Below are 17,155 nucleotides of genomic sequence, written 5' to 3' on the forward strand. Positions count from 1 at the left end.
AGCATTTTACGTAATGGGGAGACCGATAGATGGCAATAAAACTGGTGCAATTTCGACCCGGTTTTGGCGTGCCCTGCCCCAGCCCATTCTGCATGAAAGGCGAAATTCTGCTGAAAATGGCGAATCTCGAATATGAGACAGAGATTCTCGACGACCCGCGCAAGGCGCCGAAAGGGAAGCTCCCCTATATCGAGGATGGCGGCAAGAAGATCGCGGATACAGCGTTGATTGCAGCACATCTGCAGCAGAATTACGGTGTCGATTTTGACGCAGGACTGAGCGCCGAGCAGCGTGCAGTCTCTCATGCGATGGCGCGGATGGTCGAGGAGCGGCTCTATTGGACAACCCTTTACAGTCGCTGGATGGATGACACCAACTGGCCTGTCATTGCCGATTTCTGGTTTGGTGACATGCCGCCGGTGGTGCGCAATCTTGTGCCCTGGGTGGCGCGCCGGCAAGTCATCAGCGCGCTGCATGGCCATGGCATCGGGCGCCATGACGCGGATCAGATCTACGCTTTCGGCAAGAGCGACCTCGCCGCCCTGTCCGTACAACTCGGGTCACAAGACTATATGTTTGGTGATCGCCCGACCAGTCTCGACGCGATTGCCTATCCGATCATCGCCAACAGCCTGATCGAAAGCCTGCCCGGGCCGTTACTCGATGCGGCCCAGTCTCATGCGAATTTTGCGCCTTATGTGCAACGCTGCCAGGCTTTGTGGTTCCCCGACTTTACCGGTTGAGCGTCACCCTGCTCAAACCAGTGACAGCTTGAAGTCGGCAAATTTCAACCGTTGATCGAGGCTGAAATTCCGGAAATTGTCAGCGCCTCTGATCGATGACAACATCGCGTCAGCAGCCATTTTGGCTGGCCCTTCGAGGCTCTGATAATAGTCCAACGGCCGTTGCAACATCCACAGGCTGAACGGGGGCGCAATACGCTGGCCAGAGACGCCCTCGATGGTGAATTCTGCCATCCCAACCGCGCGGGGAAGCGCCGCATCGCCATTTTCTTCGGCCCAGCTTTTCAGCATCGTAGCGCTGGTTTGCAGAAATGGCATCTGCTCGGTCATCATCCGTTCGAGCACCGGAACCAAGGTTTCAGGAATGGTGTCATCGGGCAGAAAATCACCAGATAGCGGCGCCGAGACATGGACCAGCCGTTCGACCCATTCGGCCACTTTGGGCGCAAGACGCTTCATGATCTCGCCCGATGCCGGATCCCGGTAGAGATGCGCATAGAGCGGTCCGATCAGACCATAATCCCCGATCGAGGGGCGCGATCCCAGCAGATAATCATGCGCGGCAAAATGCGTGTCGAGCTCTGCCAGCAACGCTTCATAACTCGCTTCAATCGCCGGAATGGTGTCGGGATTAATCCCGAGAATCGGGCAAAAACCCTTGAAACTGGCGCCGCGTTCGCGGCCGATAGCCAGCTGCTCTTCCTTGCTGGCTTCTGGCGCCGATGCCGCGCCAAATTCGCCGTAAACCCACTCCTCATTATAGTTCCAGCGGTAGTGCATCGCTGGAATAACAAGCCATTCGTCGCCAAATGTTTCGAGCAGCAACGCCGCCAACCGTTGTTTTGGTGTATCGGGATAGATGGACGGTCCCGGCATCGTGTTTTCAAAATGGTCGATGATCAGGGTCGTATCCTGGACAATCTCGCCGTCTGCGGTTTCCAGCACCGGAATAACCGGCCGGCCGACTTTCGGAATGATGATGTCACGATAGACCTCAGCGGAAGAGAGTATCTCTTCATAATCGACGCCCTTCCAGTCGAGATAGGCGCGGGCTTTTCCAGAATAGAGCGACAGGGGTGCGCCGTAAAATTTATGGCCCATTATCCCCGCCCCCGATAGGAAGCGACACCCTGATCCGGTATCCACAGTCCCTTCGGCGGTTCCCCCGATTGCCAGAACACATCAATCGGAATACCACCGCGCGGATACCAATAGCCCCCGATCCGCAGCCATTGCGGCTTCATCTCGGCGAACAGACGCGTTCCGATACCCACGGTGCAATCTTCATGAAAGGCGGCATGGTTACGGAACGATCCCAGAAACAGCTTCAGTGACTTTGATTCGACAATCGTTTCGGCGGGCGCATAATCGATCACCAGATGCGCAAAATCCGGTTGCCCGGTTACCGGGCAAAGCGAGGTGAATTCCGGTACGGCAAATCGCGTGAGATACAATTCTCCCGCCCGCGGATTGGGAACATAGTCCAGTTCTGCCTGTTCTGGTGATTCGGGGAGGTCGCTGTCTTGCCCGAGAAAACGGGGCGCCGCTGCGGGGTCTGTCTGATCTGTCATGCAGATCATCTAGTGCACAGGGCGGCTCATGTCATCCCATCGCGCATATTCATTGATGGTTCAGTGACCGCAGTGGCATTTTCGTCGCACGGGGTCAGCGAGGGCAATGACGAAATTGCAGGACAGAGTGATGATGATGGCAAAGCGGCCGATGGCGATCGTCTTGCCGGGCTTTGCCATAGCCATGCTGATAACGCAGCCGGTCATGGGCCAGGCTGTGCCGCGCGACTTGCCGCCCGAGCCAGCGCCGGACCTGCCATCGGTCAGCGAATATTCCCTGCCGCCTGGTGAAGACGAAACCAACCAGAGCTCAGCATCAGCGCAAGCCGAAGGGCCCTCCGAAGACATCGCGCCGCCTCCGCAAGCTGCTGATGTCCAGCCAATAAACCCGGCAACCGGCCCACCCGGTTCAGATCAACCGGCAGTCAACCCGTCGCGCCGTCCTGCTCCAGCCATTGTCCAACCCCGGGTTGAACCGCGGCCAGTGCCTGCCGGCAACGCGATCCCGGCAACGGCTGCGCGCCCGCAACGACCAGCGCCAGCAGAACCAAGAAACCCGCCTGCTTCTGCCGGCGAACCGGTCAACGCGCCTACAACTTCAGACCCTGCACCCCGTCCAGGCTTTTCGTTCGGGTCACCGTCTGACGGCGGCCCAGCCATCGACCCGGCATCCACCGATGATGGGCCTGTGACCGGCGAGCCAATGGCAGCCGAATCGTCCGGCATCGGCGACAATTTGTGGCTCTGGCTCGGCGGCTTGTTGGCGCTGCTGATCACCGGCGCTGTGGCGTTTGTGATCGGTCGCAAAAAAGGTGTGAACGACGAATATGCCATGATCGAAAACACCATCACCGAGAGCGAATCCGACACCGCACCCGAGTCGCAAGCGGCTGTCCCGGTACCGGCGATCGAACCCGAAGACCAAGCAGCAACCGCAGAGACCAAAGCGGTTGAACTGGAGCCTGAAAAACCCGAAAGCGTAAAAGCCGCATCTGATCGTGACGGATTTGTCACCAGCAGCGTGAACCGGACAAATGCCCGCGTTCCATCAGCACACCGCGCCGCCACCAGCAAAGGAGTGTCATCGCTGTCGCTGTCCTTTGAACCCGAGGCCGCGTCATCGACTTTGCTCAACGCGGTGCTCAACTATCGCATCACCCTGGCCAATAACGGAGCGGAAGCCGTCCGCAATATCCGCCTGTTCGGCACGATGCAGCAAGCCGACAACCGATTGACTGATTCTTCATTCCCCGAGATGGGAGACGCCCTGCATCAGATCGGCGATATCGCTGCCGGAGATACCGTAACCCTGCACGGCGAGATCAAATTGCCTTTGAACGCCATCAAACCGATCAGCTTCAAATCACAAGCCCTGTTTGTTCCGCTGGCCCGTTTCAAAATGGCTTATGAGGATGGACACGCTTCCGGCCACGAACAATCGGCAACCTTCATCATCGGCCAGGAATATGAGCCGCCACGACCAAAAATGGCCCCGTTCCGGCTCGACCTCGGGCCACGCAATTTCGGACCGGTGGGACAGCGGCAGCTTAACGCCTTCTGAAAATCGGCATTCCTGCACCAAAGCACAGAATGCAATATCCTCCAGATCGCGTCATAAAGCGCTGATGACGAAGCAAACTCTTATACCGATTCTGGGCGACCAGCTGTCGGCCACGCTCTCTTCGCTGGCCGATCAGGATCCCGATTCCACCGTCCTGCTGATGATGGAGGTGGCGGATGAAACCGACTATGTAAAGCATCACAAGGCCAAGATTGCCTATATATTCTCGGCCATGCGACATCATGCCGAAGACTTGCGCGAACGTGGCTGGCAGGTCGATTATATCGCGTTGGACGATCCGGATTCCACCGGCAGCTTTACCGGCGAAGTAGCCCGCGCGCTGGAGCGGCACGCCATCGCAGCCATCCGCATCACCGAAGCCGGCGAATGGCGGGTCATGGCGATGATCGAGAACTGGGAAGACCAGTTCGGTTTGCCGGTTACCATCTGTCCGGATGATCGGTTCATCGCCACCCATCAGGAATTTGCCGACTGGGCCGAGGGCAAAAAGCAGCTGCGGATGGAGTTTTTCTATCGCGAAATGCGGCGCAAAACCGGATTGTTGCTGGATAAGGAAGGCAAACCGGAAGGCGGCAAGTGGAATTATGATTCCGAGAATCGGAAACCGGCCCAGGCCGATCTCATGATGCCCCAGCCGATCCGCTTTCAGTCCGATGCGATCACCAAGGATGTGCTGGAACTGGTGGATGACCGCTTTGCTGACCATCCCGGTTCGCTCGACCATTTCCATTTCGCCGTCACCCAAGGAGAGGCCCTGCGTCAGCGACGCCAGTTTCTTGATCATGCGCTCGCCCGGTTTGGTGACTATCAGGACGCCATGCTGACCGGTGAACCGTTTCTGTGGCATTCGATCCTGTCGCCTTATCTCAATTCCGGCCTGCTTGATCCGCTCAAGCTCTGCGAGGAAGTGGCTGCGCTATATGACGAAGGAAAAGTCCCGCTGAACGCCGCAGAAGGCTTCATCCGGCAGATTATCGGCTGGCGGGAATATGTCCGCGGTATCTACTGGCGCGAGGGTCCGGATTATGTCAGCCGCAATTTCCTTGAAGCGGATCGGCCGTTGCCGGATTTCTACTATCACGGCGAAACCGACATGAAATGCCTGTCCGAGGCGATCGGCCAGACGCTGGATCTTGCTTATGCCCATCATATTCAACGGTTGATGATCACCGGCAATTTCGCGCTCATCGCCGGCATTAACCCGCAAGCGGTGCATCGCTGGTATCTGGAAGTCTATGCCGATGCCTATGAATGGGTGGAGCTGCCCAATACGCTCGGCATGAGCCAATTTGGCGACGGCGGAATCATTGCATCGAAACCCTATGCGTCATCCGGAAACTATATCAACAAAATGTCCGACCATTGCGCGTCCTGCGCCTATGACGTCAAACAGAAGACGGGCGACAAGGCTTGTCCTTTTAACGCGCTCTACTGGGATTTTCTCGCCCGGAACGCGGACAAGCTGCGCGACAATAACCGGCTCGCGATGCCGTATCGGACGTGGGACAAGATGGACGCTGACGCCCAGAAGGCCCTACGCGATAGCGCGGCTACGTTTCTGGAACGGTTATAAATCAATCATTTGCCCAAAAGTCACATAAGCGGTGGATTCCTTTTCCAATGCGTTATAGCCTCGACGGCTGAACAACGACTCGTTACAGATTGCAATTCATGGCCTAGCTTTTCTGGCCGCGCATAAGGAGCTTAAGATGGAACTGCTGGTAACCACCGACTGGCTTGCAAACGAACTCGGCGCATCGGATCTCCGTATCGTCGATGCCACGAAATTCATGCCTGATGCCGGACGCAATCCTGCTGCTGAATATGAAGCCGGTCATATTCCCGGCGCCGTTTTCATGGATCTGGCCGAATTGACCGATACCAGCAATCCTGTGGAAAACATGCTCCCTCCGGCTGAGAAATTCGCGAGCCGGATGCAATCGCTTGGACTGGGCGACGGCAGCCGCATCGTTCTCTATGACGACAGCCCGCTGAAAAGTGCCGCCCGGGCCTGGTGGATGCTGACCATTTTCGGCGCGCATGAAGTCGCCATTCTGGACGGCGGCATCGCCAAGTGGAAAGCCGAAGGCCGCCCGCTGGAAACCGGCAAGGAAGCGCTGCGCCATCGCCATTTCACTGTCTGGAAAGATGACAAGGACATTCGCAACAAGGCCGCGATGCTGGCCAATCTGCACAGCAAGGATGAGCAGGTTGTCGATGCGCGCCCGCAAGCTCGCTTTGACGGCAGCGACCCCGATCCGCGCGAGGGCATTGCATCGGGTCACATCCCGGGATCGGTCTGCGTGCCCCACGGCCAGTTTTTCAATGGCGACGGCACCTGGAAAAGTCCCGATGCGGTGAAAGCGATATTTGACGATGCCGGCGTCGATCTGAGCAAGCCGATAGTCACCACTTGTGGTTCCGGTATGACCGCCGCGGTTGTTTCTTTCGCGGCGTCGCTCGCAGGAGCTGACAAAGTTGCGCTTTATGATGGCAGCTGGTCCGAATGGGGTGCAGATGCCGATACACCGAAGGCGACTGCCTAACGGCGTTTTCGCAGAAATGCTTTCAGGGCTGAGCCTGTCGAAGCCCGTTCCTCTCAAAGAAGCGCCCTTGGACAGGCTTTGGGCTCATGGAACCGCAATTGGCTCAACCCGACGATCCGTCTGACAAGAAACCGGCGACCCGGGTAGTCACCAGTGGGCGACACAAGTCGCTGACTGGAGCGGTCGTCAACCCCCCGGTCTGGCGCGCAAGCACCCATCTTTATGACACAGTGGCAGATCTTCGCGCTGGAACGAATACCAACGAAGATGGCAAATTTTTCTATGGCCGTCGCGGGTCCCCAACCCAATGGTCGCTGGCGAACGCGCTGACAGAAATGGAACCGGGGGCCGCCGGGACGATGCTTTATCCATCCGGTGTTGCGGCCATTTCCTGTGCAATGCTGGCGGTGCTCAAACCGGGTGATGAAGTCCTGCTGACCGACAGCAGCTACGATCCCAGCCGCAGCTATGCCGATGCGTTTCTCAAGCGGATGGGCATATCCGCCCGCTATTATGACCCATTGATCGGCGCTGACATCCGAGACATGTTCACACCGCAAACCAAAGCGATCCTGCTGGAAAGCCCGGGCAGCCTGACGTTTGAAGTCCAGGATGTGCCCGCCATTTGCGGAGCGGCAAGAGAAGCGGGCGTCGTCAGCCTGCTCGACAACACCTGGGCGACATCCTATTTTTTCCCTGCCCTCGATCATGGGGTGGATATCGCCCTTGTCGCGGCGACGAAATATATTGTCGGCCATAGCGACGTGATGATCGGCGCGGCGACGACCCATGCCAAATATTGGACCCGATTGCGCCGGACGGCGCAACAGCTCGGTCAGGTTGTGTCTCCCGACGACGCCTATCTTGCCGCCCGCGGATTGCGGACGCTGGACGTGCGTCTCCGGCAACATGAACAAGCCGCGCTCAAAATTGCACAATGGCTGCAGGGCCGCCCGGAGGTTAGCGCGGTGCTGCATCCGGCGCTGCCTGGTTGTCCCGGCCATGAGATGTGGAAACGCGACTTCAAGGGTTCTAGCGGCCTGTTTTCTTTCGCCCTGAAAGATGGTGACGAAGCCAGCCGCGCAGTATTTATCGATGCGCTCGACCTGTTTGGTATCGGCTATAGCTGGGGGGTTTGAAAGTCTGGCCTTGCCGGTCGATCCGGGCAAATATCGCACGGCGACGCAATGGACGATGAAAGATGCCCTGGTGCGGCTCAATATCGGGTTGGAAGATTCAGACGACTTGATCAGCGATCTTGCCAAAGCCTTTGAAAAGTATAACCATTCGCGATCATGATACAGACCGTACTCGATTATCTCGAATCCCTTGCGCCCGACACGCCGCGGACGGTCCAGTATATTGAAGGTGGCGTCGCGGCGGGATTGGTGGTGTTCGCCCTGATCGCCGGCTGGTTGCTGAGCAAATATATCGGCCCCAAACTGCGCAATGTCTGGGAAACCCGGGCCGGATACGAGAGCGAATTGGCGGGACGCCGCATCCGTGACATGACGCGGCGGGCGACGACGTTCATCCTTTGCGGGTTCTTCCTCGCCATCTGGGAATGGAGCCTGATCGCACAGGTCATCTATGCGCTGACTATCGCCGTGACGATGGGGCTGTTCACCAATGATCTGATCCGCGGAGTCCGCATGCCGGACTGGCTCGGCACGACCATGGGACTGACCGTATTTATCTCGGCCGCGCTTGGCTTGGTCGGCAATATTGACCGGATCACGATCGCGCTTGAGCGCGTTGGCGTCGATGTTGGAACCAACCGGATATCGTTGCTGGCAGTGGTGACCACAATCATGACTGCGGTTATCCTGCTGGCGATCGCCAGGGTGCTGATGAAGCTGGTCAGCCATGTGATCAGCAATAGCCAGCTCGATGGAGCGCAAAAGGTCCTCGGACAGAAGCTCGCGACGGTTGCCATTCTTGCCGCCGCGTTCATGCTTGGCCTGGACGTGCTCGGCATCGATTTAACCGCCCTGGCGGTATTTTCCGGTGCCTTTGGCCTGGCGGTCGGTTTCGGGATGCAGAAAACCATCGGTAATCTGATTGCCGGAATCATCCTGCTGATGGATCGCTCGATCAAACCCGGTGACGTGATCGCGGTGGGGGACAGCTTTGGCTGGGTCAACAAGATCGGCGTCCGCGCAGTGTCGGTTCTCACCCGCGAGGGCAAGGAACATCTGATTCCGAACGAGGACCTGATGACGCGGGAGGTTGAGAACTGGTCCTATTCCAACAAGAATGTCCGGATCAGCATCCCGGTCGGTGTCTCCTATAATAGCGACATGGATCAGGTGATCGGCTTGATGCAGCAGGCCTGTGTTGACGTCCCGCGCGTGCTCAACCACCCCAAGCCCGTGGTTTGGATGCTGGAATTCGGGGACAATAGCGTGAACTTTGAAATTCGCTGCTGGATCAATGATCCGCAATCTGGTGTGGGTAATTTCAAGGCGGCGGTGCTTAAGCGGGTGTGGGATCTGTTCAAGGAAAATGACATTGAAATCCCATTCCCGCAGCGCGACGTTCACATCAAGTCAGCGCCCCCGGCCATCGGCGCACCAATCGCCGAAAAATAGCGCTTCCGGGCACCAGCCCTAGGAGTCGAGCAACGCCAATGTCTCGCGTGCCGACCGGTCGATTTCCCGCATCAGCCGGGCCGCTGCAACGCTGGTATCTTTGCGGCCCTGAGCATGCAGTTGCAGCAAGGCCCGGGTGCCGGATTGCGCGATTGCCGCGAGATCATCACAACCGCGATCAAACCGGTGCCGAATCACGACCAGACTGTTTTGATAGGCCGACTCGAGCGCTGTTGGCTGATCCAGCACCAGCGCGGATGGCTTTGATAGTCCTGCCATATCGGACACCAGAGCGATGACCGAATCGACGGCCTGAAGCCGTTCAAAGCTTGCGCCGAACGGCGATTGCCGCGTTGCAGAGGAAGCCAAAGGATCAGGCGAAGTCATGGATTTCCCCTACGCCGCTATGGTTAACAAGCTCTAAACAGGCTTGAAAATCACCCGAATGATCAGTTGTTGCCGAAATGCCACAGAAATCCGATATGTCATCCTTGCTGACATTTACTAGTTGTGCAGCGCAGCAATATGATGCAGCTTTCTCATGCATGTTTTGAGATTGTTTATCGTCAGCGACGTTGGCGCAATAAAAAGACAACCGGAACAAATTCCAGGAGGGGCGATACGCATCAACCAGAAAGGGATTTCTATGCGCACGTCCAACACCGCTGGCACCACAGCCGGTTTCACCAAAAAAGCCAAAACTGGCTTCCTCGCTCTTTCGGCCGCACTTCTCGCGACCACGGCAACACCTGCCTTTGCTCAAGAAATTGAAGGCAGTGGTCTGACCGTATCCGGTAACGCCGCCATCACATCAGATTATCGTTTTCGCGGCCTGTCCTTCTCGGATGGCGATATCGCCGTGCAAGGCGGGATCGACGTTGCCCATGACAGCGGGTTCTATATCGGCACCTGGGCCTCTTCGATCGAAGACAGCCCAACCTTCGGTCACACCGAACTGGATGTCTATGCGGGCTGGAGCGGCGATGTCATCGACGGCCTGACGCTGGACGTTGGTGTGCTCTATTACATCTACCCCAACGGCGAAGGCGGAGCGGCTGGCCCCAGCGATTATCTGGAACCCTATGCTTCGGTTTCCACCACCCTCGGTCCGGTCGAACTGACCACGGGTATCGCCTATGCGCCATCGCAAGACAGTCTCGGCAATTCCGACAATGTCTATATCTATACCGGCGCATCGGCGGGAATCCCGAACACGCCAATCACGCTGAACGCGAATATTGGTATCAACGAAGGTTCGCTGGGCAATCCGGCGGGTATCGTCGGCGTCGATGACTATGTCGACTGGACGATCGGTGCCGACTGGGCGATTACCGAAAATCTGACGGCTAGCCTGGCTTATACCGACACCGATGCGCCATCGATCAACAATTTCACCGATAGCGCCGTCGTATTCACCCTGGGTGTTTCATTCTAGGCTGAACTCCTGGTTCTGAATCATATTGGAGTTCGTCACATGAAAGGGCTGTCTTGGCATCAGGACAGCCCTTTCTTTGGTCTTCAGCAGGCGGCGATGAGTTTCTTTGTCACCGCGGTTTGCGGTTTCCCGATAACCTCCTGCATCGGGCCGGACTCTGCCACCGCGCCGTCATGAAGCACGACAATATGATGGCATAACCTCCGGGCCGCAGCGATATCATGCGTGATAAACAGGATCGCGAGCCCGCGCTCGCGTTGCAAGCGGGCGAGCAACTCGAGGATCGAGGCACCGACCAGCGGATCCAGCGCGGATGTCGCTTCATCCAGTACCAGCAGTTCCGGCTCGGAAACCATCGCCCGCGCAATCGCCACGCGTTGCGCCTGGCCGCCGGACAGGCTTGCCGATTTGCGTTCAAGAAAATCGCTGTCCAGCCCGACATTGTCGAGGGCTGCCAACACCTGATCCTTACGCTCGGCTTTGGTCAGTCCGGGCTGCAAATTACGCAAGGGCTCGGCGACGATATCCTGCACGGTCCATTGCGGATCGAGGCTGGCGATCGGGTCCTGGAATACCGGCTGGATAAGCGTACGCATCGCCCGCGTCCGCGCGCGCCGTTTCGGCATGGCTTTGCCTTGCCACAAAACGGTTCCGTCGCTCAGCGGTCCGATACCGGCAATGGCCCGGCCAAGCGTTGACTTGCCAGAGCCAGAGCCGCCAACCAGCGCAACCGCCTCCCCTTGCGCGACGGTGATGGTCGCGTCGCCAATGGCGACAATCTTTCCGCGCCGCCATCCCGGCCGCAGAAAGGTCACCGTCGCCGCTCTGGTCTCGAGCAGGGTCGGTCCCACAGACGGCAGGTCTGGCAGTGGATCATCAAGGCGCGGCGTTGCAGCCATTAACCGCCGTGTATAGTCTTGCGCTGGAGCGGTCATGACCGCTGCGGTGGGACCGCTTTCAACCACCCGACCACCGTCCATCACAATCAGTTGATCGGCATGATCCTCTACCGACGCCAGATCATGACTGACGAGCAAAAGACCCAGCCCTTCTTCTTTCCGCAGATCGTCCAGCAAGGCCATGATTTCGGCGCGCAAAGAGGCGTCGAGTGCGCTGGTGGGTTCGTCGGCAATCAGCAGTTTCGGACGGTGGGCAATGGCCGCGGCGATCATCACCCGCTGACGCTCTCCGCCCGACAGGCGATGCGGGAATTGATCCAACCGCTCTTCCGCCCGCGACAAGCCGACACGCTCTAGCCTTTGGGCCAATTCATGGCGCTGCAGCGGCGGCGGGCCGGCCTGTCCGGCGGCCTCCTGCAATTGCGCGCCAATGGTCAAATGTGGGGTCAGCGCGGTCAGCGGTTGTTGAAAGACAAATCCGGTCAGCTCGCTGCGCGCCTTGCGCATCTGATGGGCATCGGCGCGATGGAGCGCGATCCCGTCCAATGTAATCGATCCCAGCGCCTCGCCCGCCGACAGCCCGAAGGGCGAAAGGCAGGACAGGCTTTTACCCGATCCCGACGCTCCGATAATCGCGGTGCATTGCCCCTCTTCAACGTCAAAGTTCACACCTTCCACCAGCCGTTGGCCGTCAATCACGATCGCCATGTCACGGACAGAATAAAGGCTCATGAATAGATATCCCGCAGCCGTTCGCCTTCGATGGTGAGGCATACCAGCAAAATCACCAATATGCCGCCGGGCAAGAACAGACCAAGCGGGGTCATGTCCATGTCATCTGCGCCTTCCTTAACCAATATGCCGAGCGACGTCAGCGGTTCCTGAACGCCCAACCCAAGAAAGGAGAGAAAGCTCTCCACCATCACCACCTGCGGCACGGTTAGCAACAGATAGGCCAGCGCAACACCGGCAATATTCGGCAATATGTGACGCACGACAATCGCCAGGGAACTGCTGCCCGCGGCCTCCGCCGCGAGAATGAATGGCCGCTCTTTCAGGGCCATCACCTGGCCACGGACCACCCGTGCCATGGTCAGCCATTCGACCAGCCCAATGCCGACAAATACCAGCAATATCGAGCGGCCAAACACGACCATCAGCAAGATCACGATGAACATGAACGGCAGGGCATAGAGCGCATCGACAAAACGCATCATCGCCTCGTCAACACGGCCACCGATCCAGCCGGCGGTTGCGCCCCAGGCGATGCCGACGATCAGCGACACCAGCGCGGCGGCGATGGCAACCATCAAGGTCACTTGCGTCCCGGCCGCCAGCCGCGCCAGCCGATCCCGGCCGATATCGTCCGTGCCAAACAAGTGACCGGGGCTGAAAGCGGGTGCGCGGACGGCATCCCAGTCGATCTGGTCATAGTCCCAGGCCAATAGCGGTGGCAGGACCAGCGCCAGGCCAACAATCGTCAGGACGACCCAAAGCGGCCAGTGGTGTCGGTTCAGTACCATTTTCATGCGTCGCGCATCCGCGGATCGAGCCAGCCATAAATCAAGTCAGCGAACAGGTTGAAAAGGATGATCAGCGCCGCATAAAGGGTCACCACTCCGAGGACGAGCGGATAGTCCCGATTGAGCGCACCCTGGACGAAGTACCGCCCGAGACCAGGCAACCCGAACACCGTCTCGACCACCACCGCGCCGGTCAGCAGCCCAGCAGCGGCCGGCCCCAGATAGCTGGCCACCGGGACCAGGGCGGGACGCAAGCCATGGCGGACCAATATCCGGGTTTCGGATAGCCCGCGCGCGCGCGCCGTCCGAATATGGTCCTGTTTGAGCACCGTTGCGAGGCCTGCGCGAGTCAGCTTCGCAATCGCTCCCGAAGTCGGCAAGGCGAGAGCGAGCACCGGCATGATGAGCCAGCTGACACCCTCGCCTGTGCCGGACACCGGCAACAATCCCATCCAAAGCCCAAGAAACAGCGCCAATGCCGGGCCGGTAACAAAGGTTGGCAGAGCGGTAGCAATCGTGGCGGTCATCATAATCGCCTTGTCTGCAGGTCGCCCCGCCCGCACCGCCGCAAACAGACCACCTGTTATGCCAATGACCAATGCCACGACAATGGCCAGCCCGCCGAGCAACAGGGAAATCGGTAAGCCTTGCGCGACCAGCTCCGAAACGGTGAAGTCGCGATAGACCAGCGACGGGCCGAAGTCGCCTTGCGCCAAGCCGGATATATACATCCAGGCCTGCTCCCACAGCGGCTTGTCGAGACCATAGGCGTTTTGCAGCGCAGCCTGGGTTTCCGGCGGCAGCGGCCGGTCGCTGTCAAACGGTCCACCAGGCGCCAGCCGCATCAGGAAAAAGGACACCAATATGATACCGAGCAATGTCGGAATGGCCGTCATCAGGCGCCTGATAATCAAACCTGTCATGGATCTTTTCTGGACCAGAAACGGGCAAAGGTCACGCGGATTGTCGGCAGCTCCGCCGGACCCTGTCCTACAGAGTCATATTAGCGAAACAGGCTCTTACTTCCGCCAGAAACAACTCGGGCACTTCCATTGCCGCAAAATGACCGCCGCGAGCCGGCTCGCCCCAGTAAGTAAGGCTCTTGAAGCGCTGCTCTGCCCAACGCCGCGAAGGCGCCATGATTTCATTCGGAAAGATACTGCATCCGGCTGGCATCGTGATCGGATCAATATTCGGACTGGCAAAGCTCTCGCGATAGAGGCGCGCCGAGGACGCACCGGCATTGTTCAGCCAGTAAATCATCACATTATCGAGCAGGCGATCCCGGTCAAAACTGTCATCCGGCGTGTTGGCGCCGTCGGACCAGCCCTGAAATTTCTCGATAATCCAGGCCATTTGACCAACAGCGGAGTCTGCGAGGCCATAGCCCAGAGTTTGCGGCTTGGTGCGCTGAATCTCGGCATAGCCCGAACCCTGTTCCTGATAGGCAGCAAAATGGGCAAGCGACGCCTGTTCTTCGGGCGTCGGGTTCTGCATAACCGCTTCGGGCGGAGGCCCGACAACAACCAGATTGATATGAATCCCGGCGCAATGCCCCAAATCCTGCACGCCAATGGCCGATGTGACCAAGGCGCCCCAATCGCCGCCTTGCGCGAAATAGCGATCATAGCCGAGCCGCGTCATCAGCACATCCCAGGCCTGTGCAATGCGCTCTGCATTCCAGCCGGTTTCAGCCGGCTTCCCCGAAAATCCGTAACCGGGCAAGGACGGGATTACCAAATGATAGGCCTCCTCGGCGCTGCCGCCATGGGCCACCGGGTCGGTCAACGGTCCGATAACATCGAGAAACTCGACGATCGATCCCGGCCAGCCATGGGTCATGATCAGCGGCCGCGCCCCGCTTCTGCGGAGCGAATGTGCATGAAGTGGATATCCACACCGTCAATTTCGGTGATATGATGGGGATATTGGTTCAACGCCGTTTCACAACGCCGCCAGTCATAATCGTCCTGCCAGTAGCGCGCGACATCCTCGACATAGCCGAGCGGAATGCCCTGGCTCCAGTCCTCAACCGGTTCCTTGTCAGGATACCGTGCATGACTCAAACGCGTTTTCAGGTCCGCGAGAGCCGACTCCGGAATATCAATGATAAGGTCCCGTATCGCGTCACCCATGCCCTGCTCCTCTGCCTTATGGTTCCAGTTCCCGGTTACATTTACATGGTCGGCACCGGTGCGTCACCGGAATAGTCGTAAAAGCCCTTGCCCGTCTTGCGCCCCAGCCAACCGGCTTCGACATATTTGCAGAGAATCGGAGCCGGACGGTATTTGGGATCGCCGAAATCATTCTGGAGCACCCGCAATATCTCGAGCAACGTATCCAACCCGATCATGTCCGCCAATGTGATCGGTCCCATCGGATGGCCGAGGCCAAGCTGAATGCCGTGATCAATATCTTCCATCGAAGCTGTGCCTTCGCCAAGCGCAAAAAAGGCTTCATTGAGCATCGGCAGAAGTATCCGGTTGACCACAAAACAGGGGGAATCCTTGGCCAGGACCGCTTGCTTGCCCAAGGCTTTGACATAGTCATTCGCCACCGCGACACTGTGATCGCTCGTCGCCAGACCGCGGATGATCTCGACCAGTCCCATCAGCGGGACAGGATTGAAAAAATGGACGCCAATAAACCGCGAAGGGTCCTTGACCGATTGGGCAAGTCGCGTGATCGAGATCGATGACGTGTTTGAAGCCAGAATGGCCTGATGCCCCAAAATTTCCGAAGCTGCTGCGAAAATCTGCCGCTTGATATCTTCGCGTTCCGTCGCGGCTTCAATAATCATGTCGGCCTTGGCCATCGGATCCAGAGCGCCAATGGGTTGAATACGGTCCAGTGCGGTTTGTGCGACCTGTTGTTCGATTTTTTCCTTTTCAACCAGCCGGCCCAGTTGTTTGGCGATACCGGCCTTGCCTTTTTCAGCAATCTCCTGGTTCATATCCGACAAGAATACATGATAGCCTGCCTGCGCAGAAACCTGCGCAATACCGGCGCCCATTTGTCCCGATCCGATGATGCCGATTGCTTTCATTTTAGGTCTCCGTCTGATTGCAGGATTTGTTTTGAAATATTGTAATAATAGGCTGTTTGCACAAGGCACTAGCGATTGTTGTGCAAACTGGCTAGATTGCAATCATGTCCCCTATTATTTCTATCATTGGGTCTGTTTTGCTTGCGACTGGAGCGCCAGTCAGCACCGATTTGCCAATACCGCAACCGGGTCCGGTAAAAGTGTTCAAGGACTGGTCGGTAGGCTGCGACAATGGTGGCAATTGTCAGGCAATTTCTCTGGTGGCCGAGGGCGATACCGGTTTTCGCGAATGGGGCGGTCCGATCAGCCTCGTGCGCACAGCCGGTGAAAATGATATTCTCAAGATACGCGTTCTGGTGCAAGCCACCGACATGGATCGCTATCAGATGACGGTCGACGGAAAATTGATCGATACGGGACCGATTACCGAAGGCGACTATCCGATCGAGATTGTGGGTCAGGATGCGAAGAAAGTCGCCGATGCCATTGTCTGGGGCCGCCAATTGACGATCGCCAATTCTGATGGTGACACGCTGACCAAGGTTTCCCTCGCCGGCTCGGCCGCGGCATTGCGATACATGGACGGCCAGCAAAAGCGAACCAGAACGCGGACCGCGCTGGTTGCAAAAGGCCGCCGAACATTTCGGCCGGTGGCCACCGAAATCCCGTTGATCCCGGTCCGGCAATGGGCTCCGGCGAAGCGTATTCCCGACACCACTGAAATTGTCGGTCTGATCGAAAATTCCGCGTGCAAGGACGAACGGTTCGGGGTGGTGGAAGATCAGATTTTCCCGATGGGGCAAAAAGGCGACATGTACCGTGCACTGGTGCTCGTGTCCTGCGGGTCGGGCGCGTATAATTTTTCGAGCACGCCCTATATTGGCGAGATTACCGGCAAAGAGAGCGATGGCGCGCGCTGGACATTCCGTCCCGCCGCTTTTGACTTTCAGCCCGGTTGGGGTGGAAACGGTCCCTATCCGTTGCTGGTCAATGCGCATTGGGATGAAGACCGCCAGATCCTGGGCAGCTACGCCAAAGGACGGGGTATCGGGGATTGCGGCAGCGCCGAGAGCTTCGTCTGGGATGGCGAACGGTTCCGCCTGATTGAAGCGAGCAAAATGGACGAATGCCGCGGCGCCTATGAATGGATCACCACATGGCGCGCCAATTTTCAAAAGGCAGAGCAGTCGGCTGCTCTCGAGGACACCCCTTAGGCCGG

The 17,155-nt window shown here is 58.0% G+C and carries 16 protein-coding genes and 1 pseudogene; 8 read left to right on the plus strand and 9 right to left on the minus strand.

The features are described from left to right. Positions 1 to 29: 29 nt before the first annotated feature. Positions 30 to 743: a glutathione S-transferase family protein gene (locus ACZ1GS_RS14300; protein WP_472695842.1), complete on the plus strand. Its 714-nt coding sequence runs from the start codon at positions 30 to 32 to the stop codon at positions 741 to 743. Between the two features lie 12 nt (positions 744 to 755). Here the strand turns inward: ACZ1GS_RS14300 and ACZ1GS_RS14305 are convergent, their stop codons facing one another. Further along, positions 756 to 1,844 (minus strand): glutathione S-transferase family protein, encoded by a 1,089-nt coding sequence (locus ACZ1GS_RS14305; RefSeq protein ID WP_472695843.1) that lies wholly within the window; start codon positions 1,842 to 1,844, stop codon positions 756 to 758. Beyond that, positions 1,844 to 2,314: a preQ(1) synthase gene (gene queF, locus ACZ1GS_RS14310; protein ID WP_472695844.1), complete on the minus strand. Its 471-nt coding sequence runs from the start codon at positions 2,312 to 2,314 to the stop codon at positions 1,844 to 1,846. The genes ACZ1GS_RS14305 and queF overlap by 1 nt, the downstream gene beginning before the upstream one ends. 130 nt (positions 2,315 to 2,444) lie before the next feature. Between queF and ACZ1GS_RS14315 the strand changes: the two genes are divergently transcribed. The 5 genes and pseudogenes from ACZ1GS_RS14315 to ACZ1GS_RS14335 all read left to right on the plus strand — a co-directional run bounded on the left by ACZ1GS_RS14315 (position 2,445) and on the right by ACZ1GS_RS14335 (position 9,033). Further along, positions 2,445 to 3,875 (plus strand): hypothetical protein, encoded by a 1,431-nt coding sequence (locus ACZ1GS_RS14315; protein WP_472695845.1) that lies wholly within the window; start codon positions 2,445 to 2,447, stop codon positions 3,873 to 3,875. 64 nt (positions 3,876 to 3,939) lie between these two features. Then, a complete protein-coding gene (locus tag ACZ1GS_RS14320; protein WP_472695846.1) occupies positions 3,940 to 5,469 on the plus strand; it encodes a cryptochrome/photolyase family protein in 1,530 nt (509 codons plus the stop codon). A gap of 136 nt (positions 5,470 to 5,605) precedes the next feature. After that, the gene (sseA, locus tag ACZ1GS_RS14325; protein WP_472695847.1) at positions 5,606 to 6,442 is read left to right on the plus strand and encodes a 3-mercaptopyruvate sulfurtransferase; all 837 of its coding nucleotides are present in this window, start codon (positions 5,606 to 5,608) and stop codon (positions 6,440 to 6,442) included. Positions 6,443 to 6,528: 86 nt separating this feature from the next. After that, positions 6,529 to 7,741, plus strand: a pseudogene (gene metC, locus ACZ1GS_RS14330) (cystathionine beta-lyase). Continuing rightward, complete coding sequence (locus ACZ1GS_RS14335; protein WP_472695848.1) at positions 7,738 to 9,033, plus strand: mechanosensitive ion channel family protein; 1,296 nt, start codon at positions 7,738 to 7,740, stop codon at positions 9,031 to 9,033. The pseudogene metC and the gene ACZ1GS_RS14335 overlap by 4 nt, the downstream one beginning before the upstream one ends. Before the next feature lie 18 nt (positions 9,034 to 9,051). On the opposite strand, the gene ACZ1GS_RS14340 is transcribed toward ACZ1GS_RS14335, so the two are convergent. Then, positions 9,052 to 9,420, minus strand: a complete 369-nt coding sequence (locus ACZ1GS_RS14340) for a hypothetical protein (protein WP_472695849.1) — start codon at positions 9,418 to 9,420, stop codon at positions 9,052 to 9,054. A gap of 259 nt (positions 9,421 to 9,679) precedes the next feature. Between ACZ1GS_RS14340 and ACZ1GS_RS14345 the strand changes: the two genes are divergently transcribed. Continuing rightward, the gene (locus ACZ1GS_RS14345; RefSeq protein ID WP_472695850.1) at positions 9,680 to 10,468 is read left to right on the plus strand and encodes a TorF family putative porin; all 789 of its coding nucleotides are present in this window, start codon (positions 9,680 to 9,682) and stop codon (positions 10,466 to 10,468) included. 83 nt (positions 10,469 to 10,551) lie between these two features. On the opposite strand, the gene ACZ1GS_RS14350 is transcribed toward ACZ1GS_RS14345, so the two are convergent. The 6 genes from ACZ1GS_RS14350 to ACZ1GS_RS14375 form a co-directional block, all read right to left on the minus strand. Continuing rightward, a complete protein-coding gene (locus ACZ1GS_RS14350) occupies positions 10,552 to 12,099 on the minus strand; it encodes an ATP-binding cassette domain-containing protein (protein ID WP_472695851.1) in 1,548 nt (515 codons plus the stop codon). Further along, a complete protein-coding gene (locus ACZ1GS_RS14355; protein ID WP_472695852.1) occupies positions 12,096 to 12,896 on the minus strand; it encodes an ABC transporter permease in 801 nt (266 codons plus the stop codon). The genes ACZ1GS_RS14350 and ACZ1GS_RS14355 overlap by 4 nt, the downstream gene beginning before the upstream one ends. Then, positions 12,893 to 13,813: an ABC transporter permease gene (locus tag ACZ1GS_RS14360; protein WP_472695853.1), complete on the minus strand. Its 921-nt coding sequence runs from the start codon at positions 13,811 to 13,813 to the stop codon at positions 12,893 to 12,895. Before ACZ1GS_RS14360 ends, ACZ1GS_RS14355 begins: the two co-directional genes overlap by 4 nt. A gap of 67 nt (positions 13,814 to 13,880) precedes the next feature. Then, positions 13,881 to 14,732: an alpha/beta fold hydrolase gene (locus ACZ1GS_RS14365; RefSeq protein WP_472695854.1), complete on the minus strand. Its 852-nt coding sequence runs from the start codon at positions 14,730 to 14,732 to the stop codon at positions 13,881 to 13,883. Positions 14,733 to 14,734: 2 nt separating this feature from the next. Next, positions 14,735 to 15,025 (minus strand): epoxide hydrolase N-terminal domain-containing protein, encoded by a 291-nt coding sequence (locus tag ACZ1GS_RS14370; RefSeq protein ID WP_472695855.1) that lies wholly within the window; start codon positions 15,023 to 15,025, stop codon positions 14,735 to 14,737. 41 nt (positions 15,026 to 15,066) lie between these two features. Beyond that, entirely contained in the window at positions 15,067 to 15,936 is an 870-nt protein-coding gene (locus ACZ1GS_RS14375; RefSeq protein ID WP_472695856.1) for a 3-hydroxyacyl-CoA dehydrogenase NAD-binding domain-containing protein, read from the minus strand. 137 nt (positions 15,937 to 16,073) lie between these two features. Here ACZ1GS_RS14375 and ACZ1GS_RS14380 point away from each other — a divergent pair, with 137 nt between their 5' ends. Further along, positions 16,074 to 17,150: a DUF1176 domain-containing protein gene (locus ACZ1GS_RS14380; RefSeq protein ID WP_472695857.1), complete on the plus strand. Its 1,077-nt coding sequence runs from the start codon at positions 16,074 to 16,076 to the stop codon at positions 17,148 to 17,150. Positions 17,151 to 17,155: the final 5 nt, after the last annotated feature.

The organism is Parasphingorhabdus sp. W113 (assembly GCF_055693205.1).

Coding starts and splice junctions, on each gene's coding strand:
- ACZ1GS_RS14300 (WP_472695842.1), top strand. CDS start 30: ATGGCAATAAAACTGGTGCAATTTCGACCCGGTTTTGGCGTGCCCTGC.
- ACZ1GS_RS14305 (WP_472695843.1), bottom strand. CDS start 1,844: ATGGGCCATAAATTTTACGGCGCACCCCTGTCGCTCTATTCTGGAAAA.
- queF (WP_472695844.1), bottom strand. CDS start 2,314: ATGACAGATCAGACAGACCCCGCAGCGGCGCCCCGTTTTCTCGGGCAA.
- ACZ1GS_RS14315 (WP_472695845.1), top strand. CDS start 2,445: ATGATGATGGCAAAGCGGCCGATGGCGATCGTCTTGCCGGGCTTTGCC.
- ACZ1GS_RS14320 (WP_472695846.1), top strand. CDS start 3,940: ATGACGAAGCAAACTCTTATACCGATTCTGGGCGACCAGCTGTCGGCC.
- sseA (WP_472695847.1), top strand. CDS start 5,606: ATGGAACTGCTGGTAACCACCGACTGGCTTGCAAACGAACTCGGCGCA.
- ACZ1GS_RS14335 (WP_472695848.1), top strand. CDS start 7,738: ATGATACAGACCGTACTCGATTATCTCGAATCCCTTGCGCCCGACACG.
- ACZ1GS_RS14340 (WP_472695849.1), bottom strand. CDS start 9,420: ATGACTTCGCCTGATCCTTTGGCTTCCTCTGCAACGCGGCAATCGCCG.
- ACZ1GS_RS14345 (WP_472695850.1), top strand. CDS start 9,680: ATGCGCACGTCCAACACCGCTGGCACCACAGCCGGTTTCACCAAAAAA.
- ACZ1GS_RS14350 (WP_472695851.1), bottom strand. CDS start 12,099: ATGAGCCTTTATTCTGTCCGTGACATGGCGATCGTGATTGACGGCCAA.
- ACZ1GS_RS14355 (WP_472695852.1), bottom strand. CDS start 12,896: ATGAAAATGGTACTGAACCGACACCACTGGCCGCTTTGGGTCGTCCTG.
- ACZ1GS_RS14360 (WP_472695853.1), bottom strand. CDS start 13,813: ATGACAGGTTTGATTATCAGGCGCCTGATGACGGCCATTCCGACATTG.
- ACZ1GS_RS14365 (WP_472695854.1), bottom strand. CDS start 14,732: ATGACCCATGGCTGGCCGGGATCGATCGTCGAGTTTCTCGATGTTATC.
- ACZ1GS_RS14370 (WP_472695855.1), bottom strand. CDS start 15,025: ATGGGTGACGCGATACGGGACCTTATCATTGATATTCCGGAGTCGGCT.
- ACZ1GS_RS14375 (WP_472695856.1), bottom strand. CDS start 15,936: ATGAAAGCAATCGGCATCATCGGATCGGGACAAATGGGCGCCGGTATT.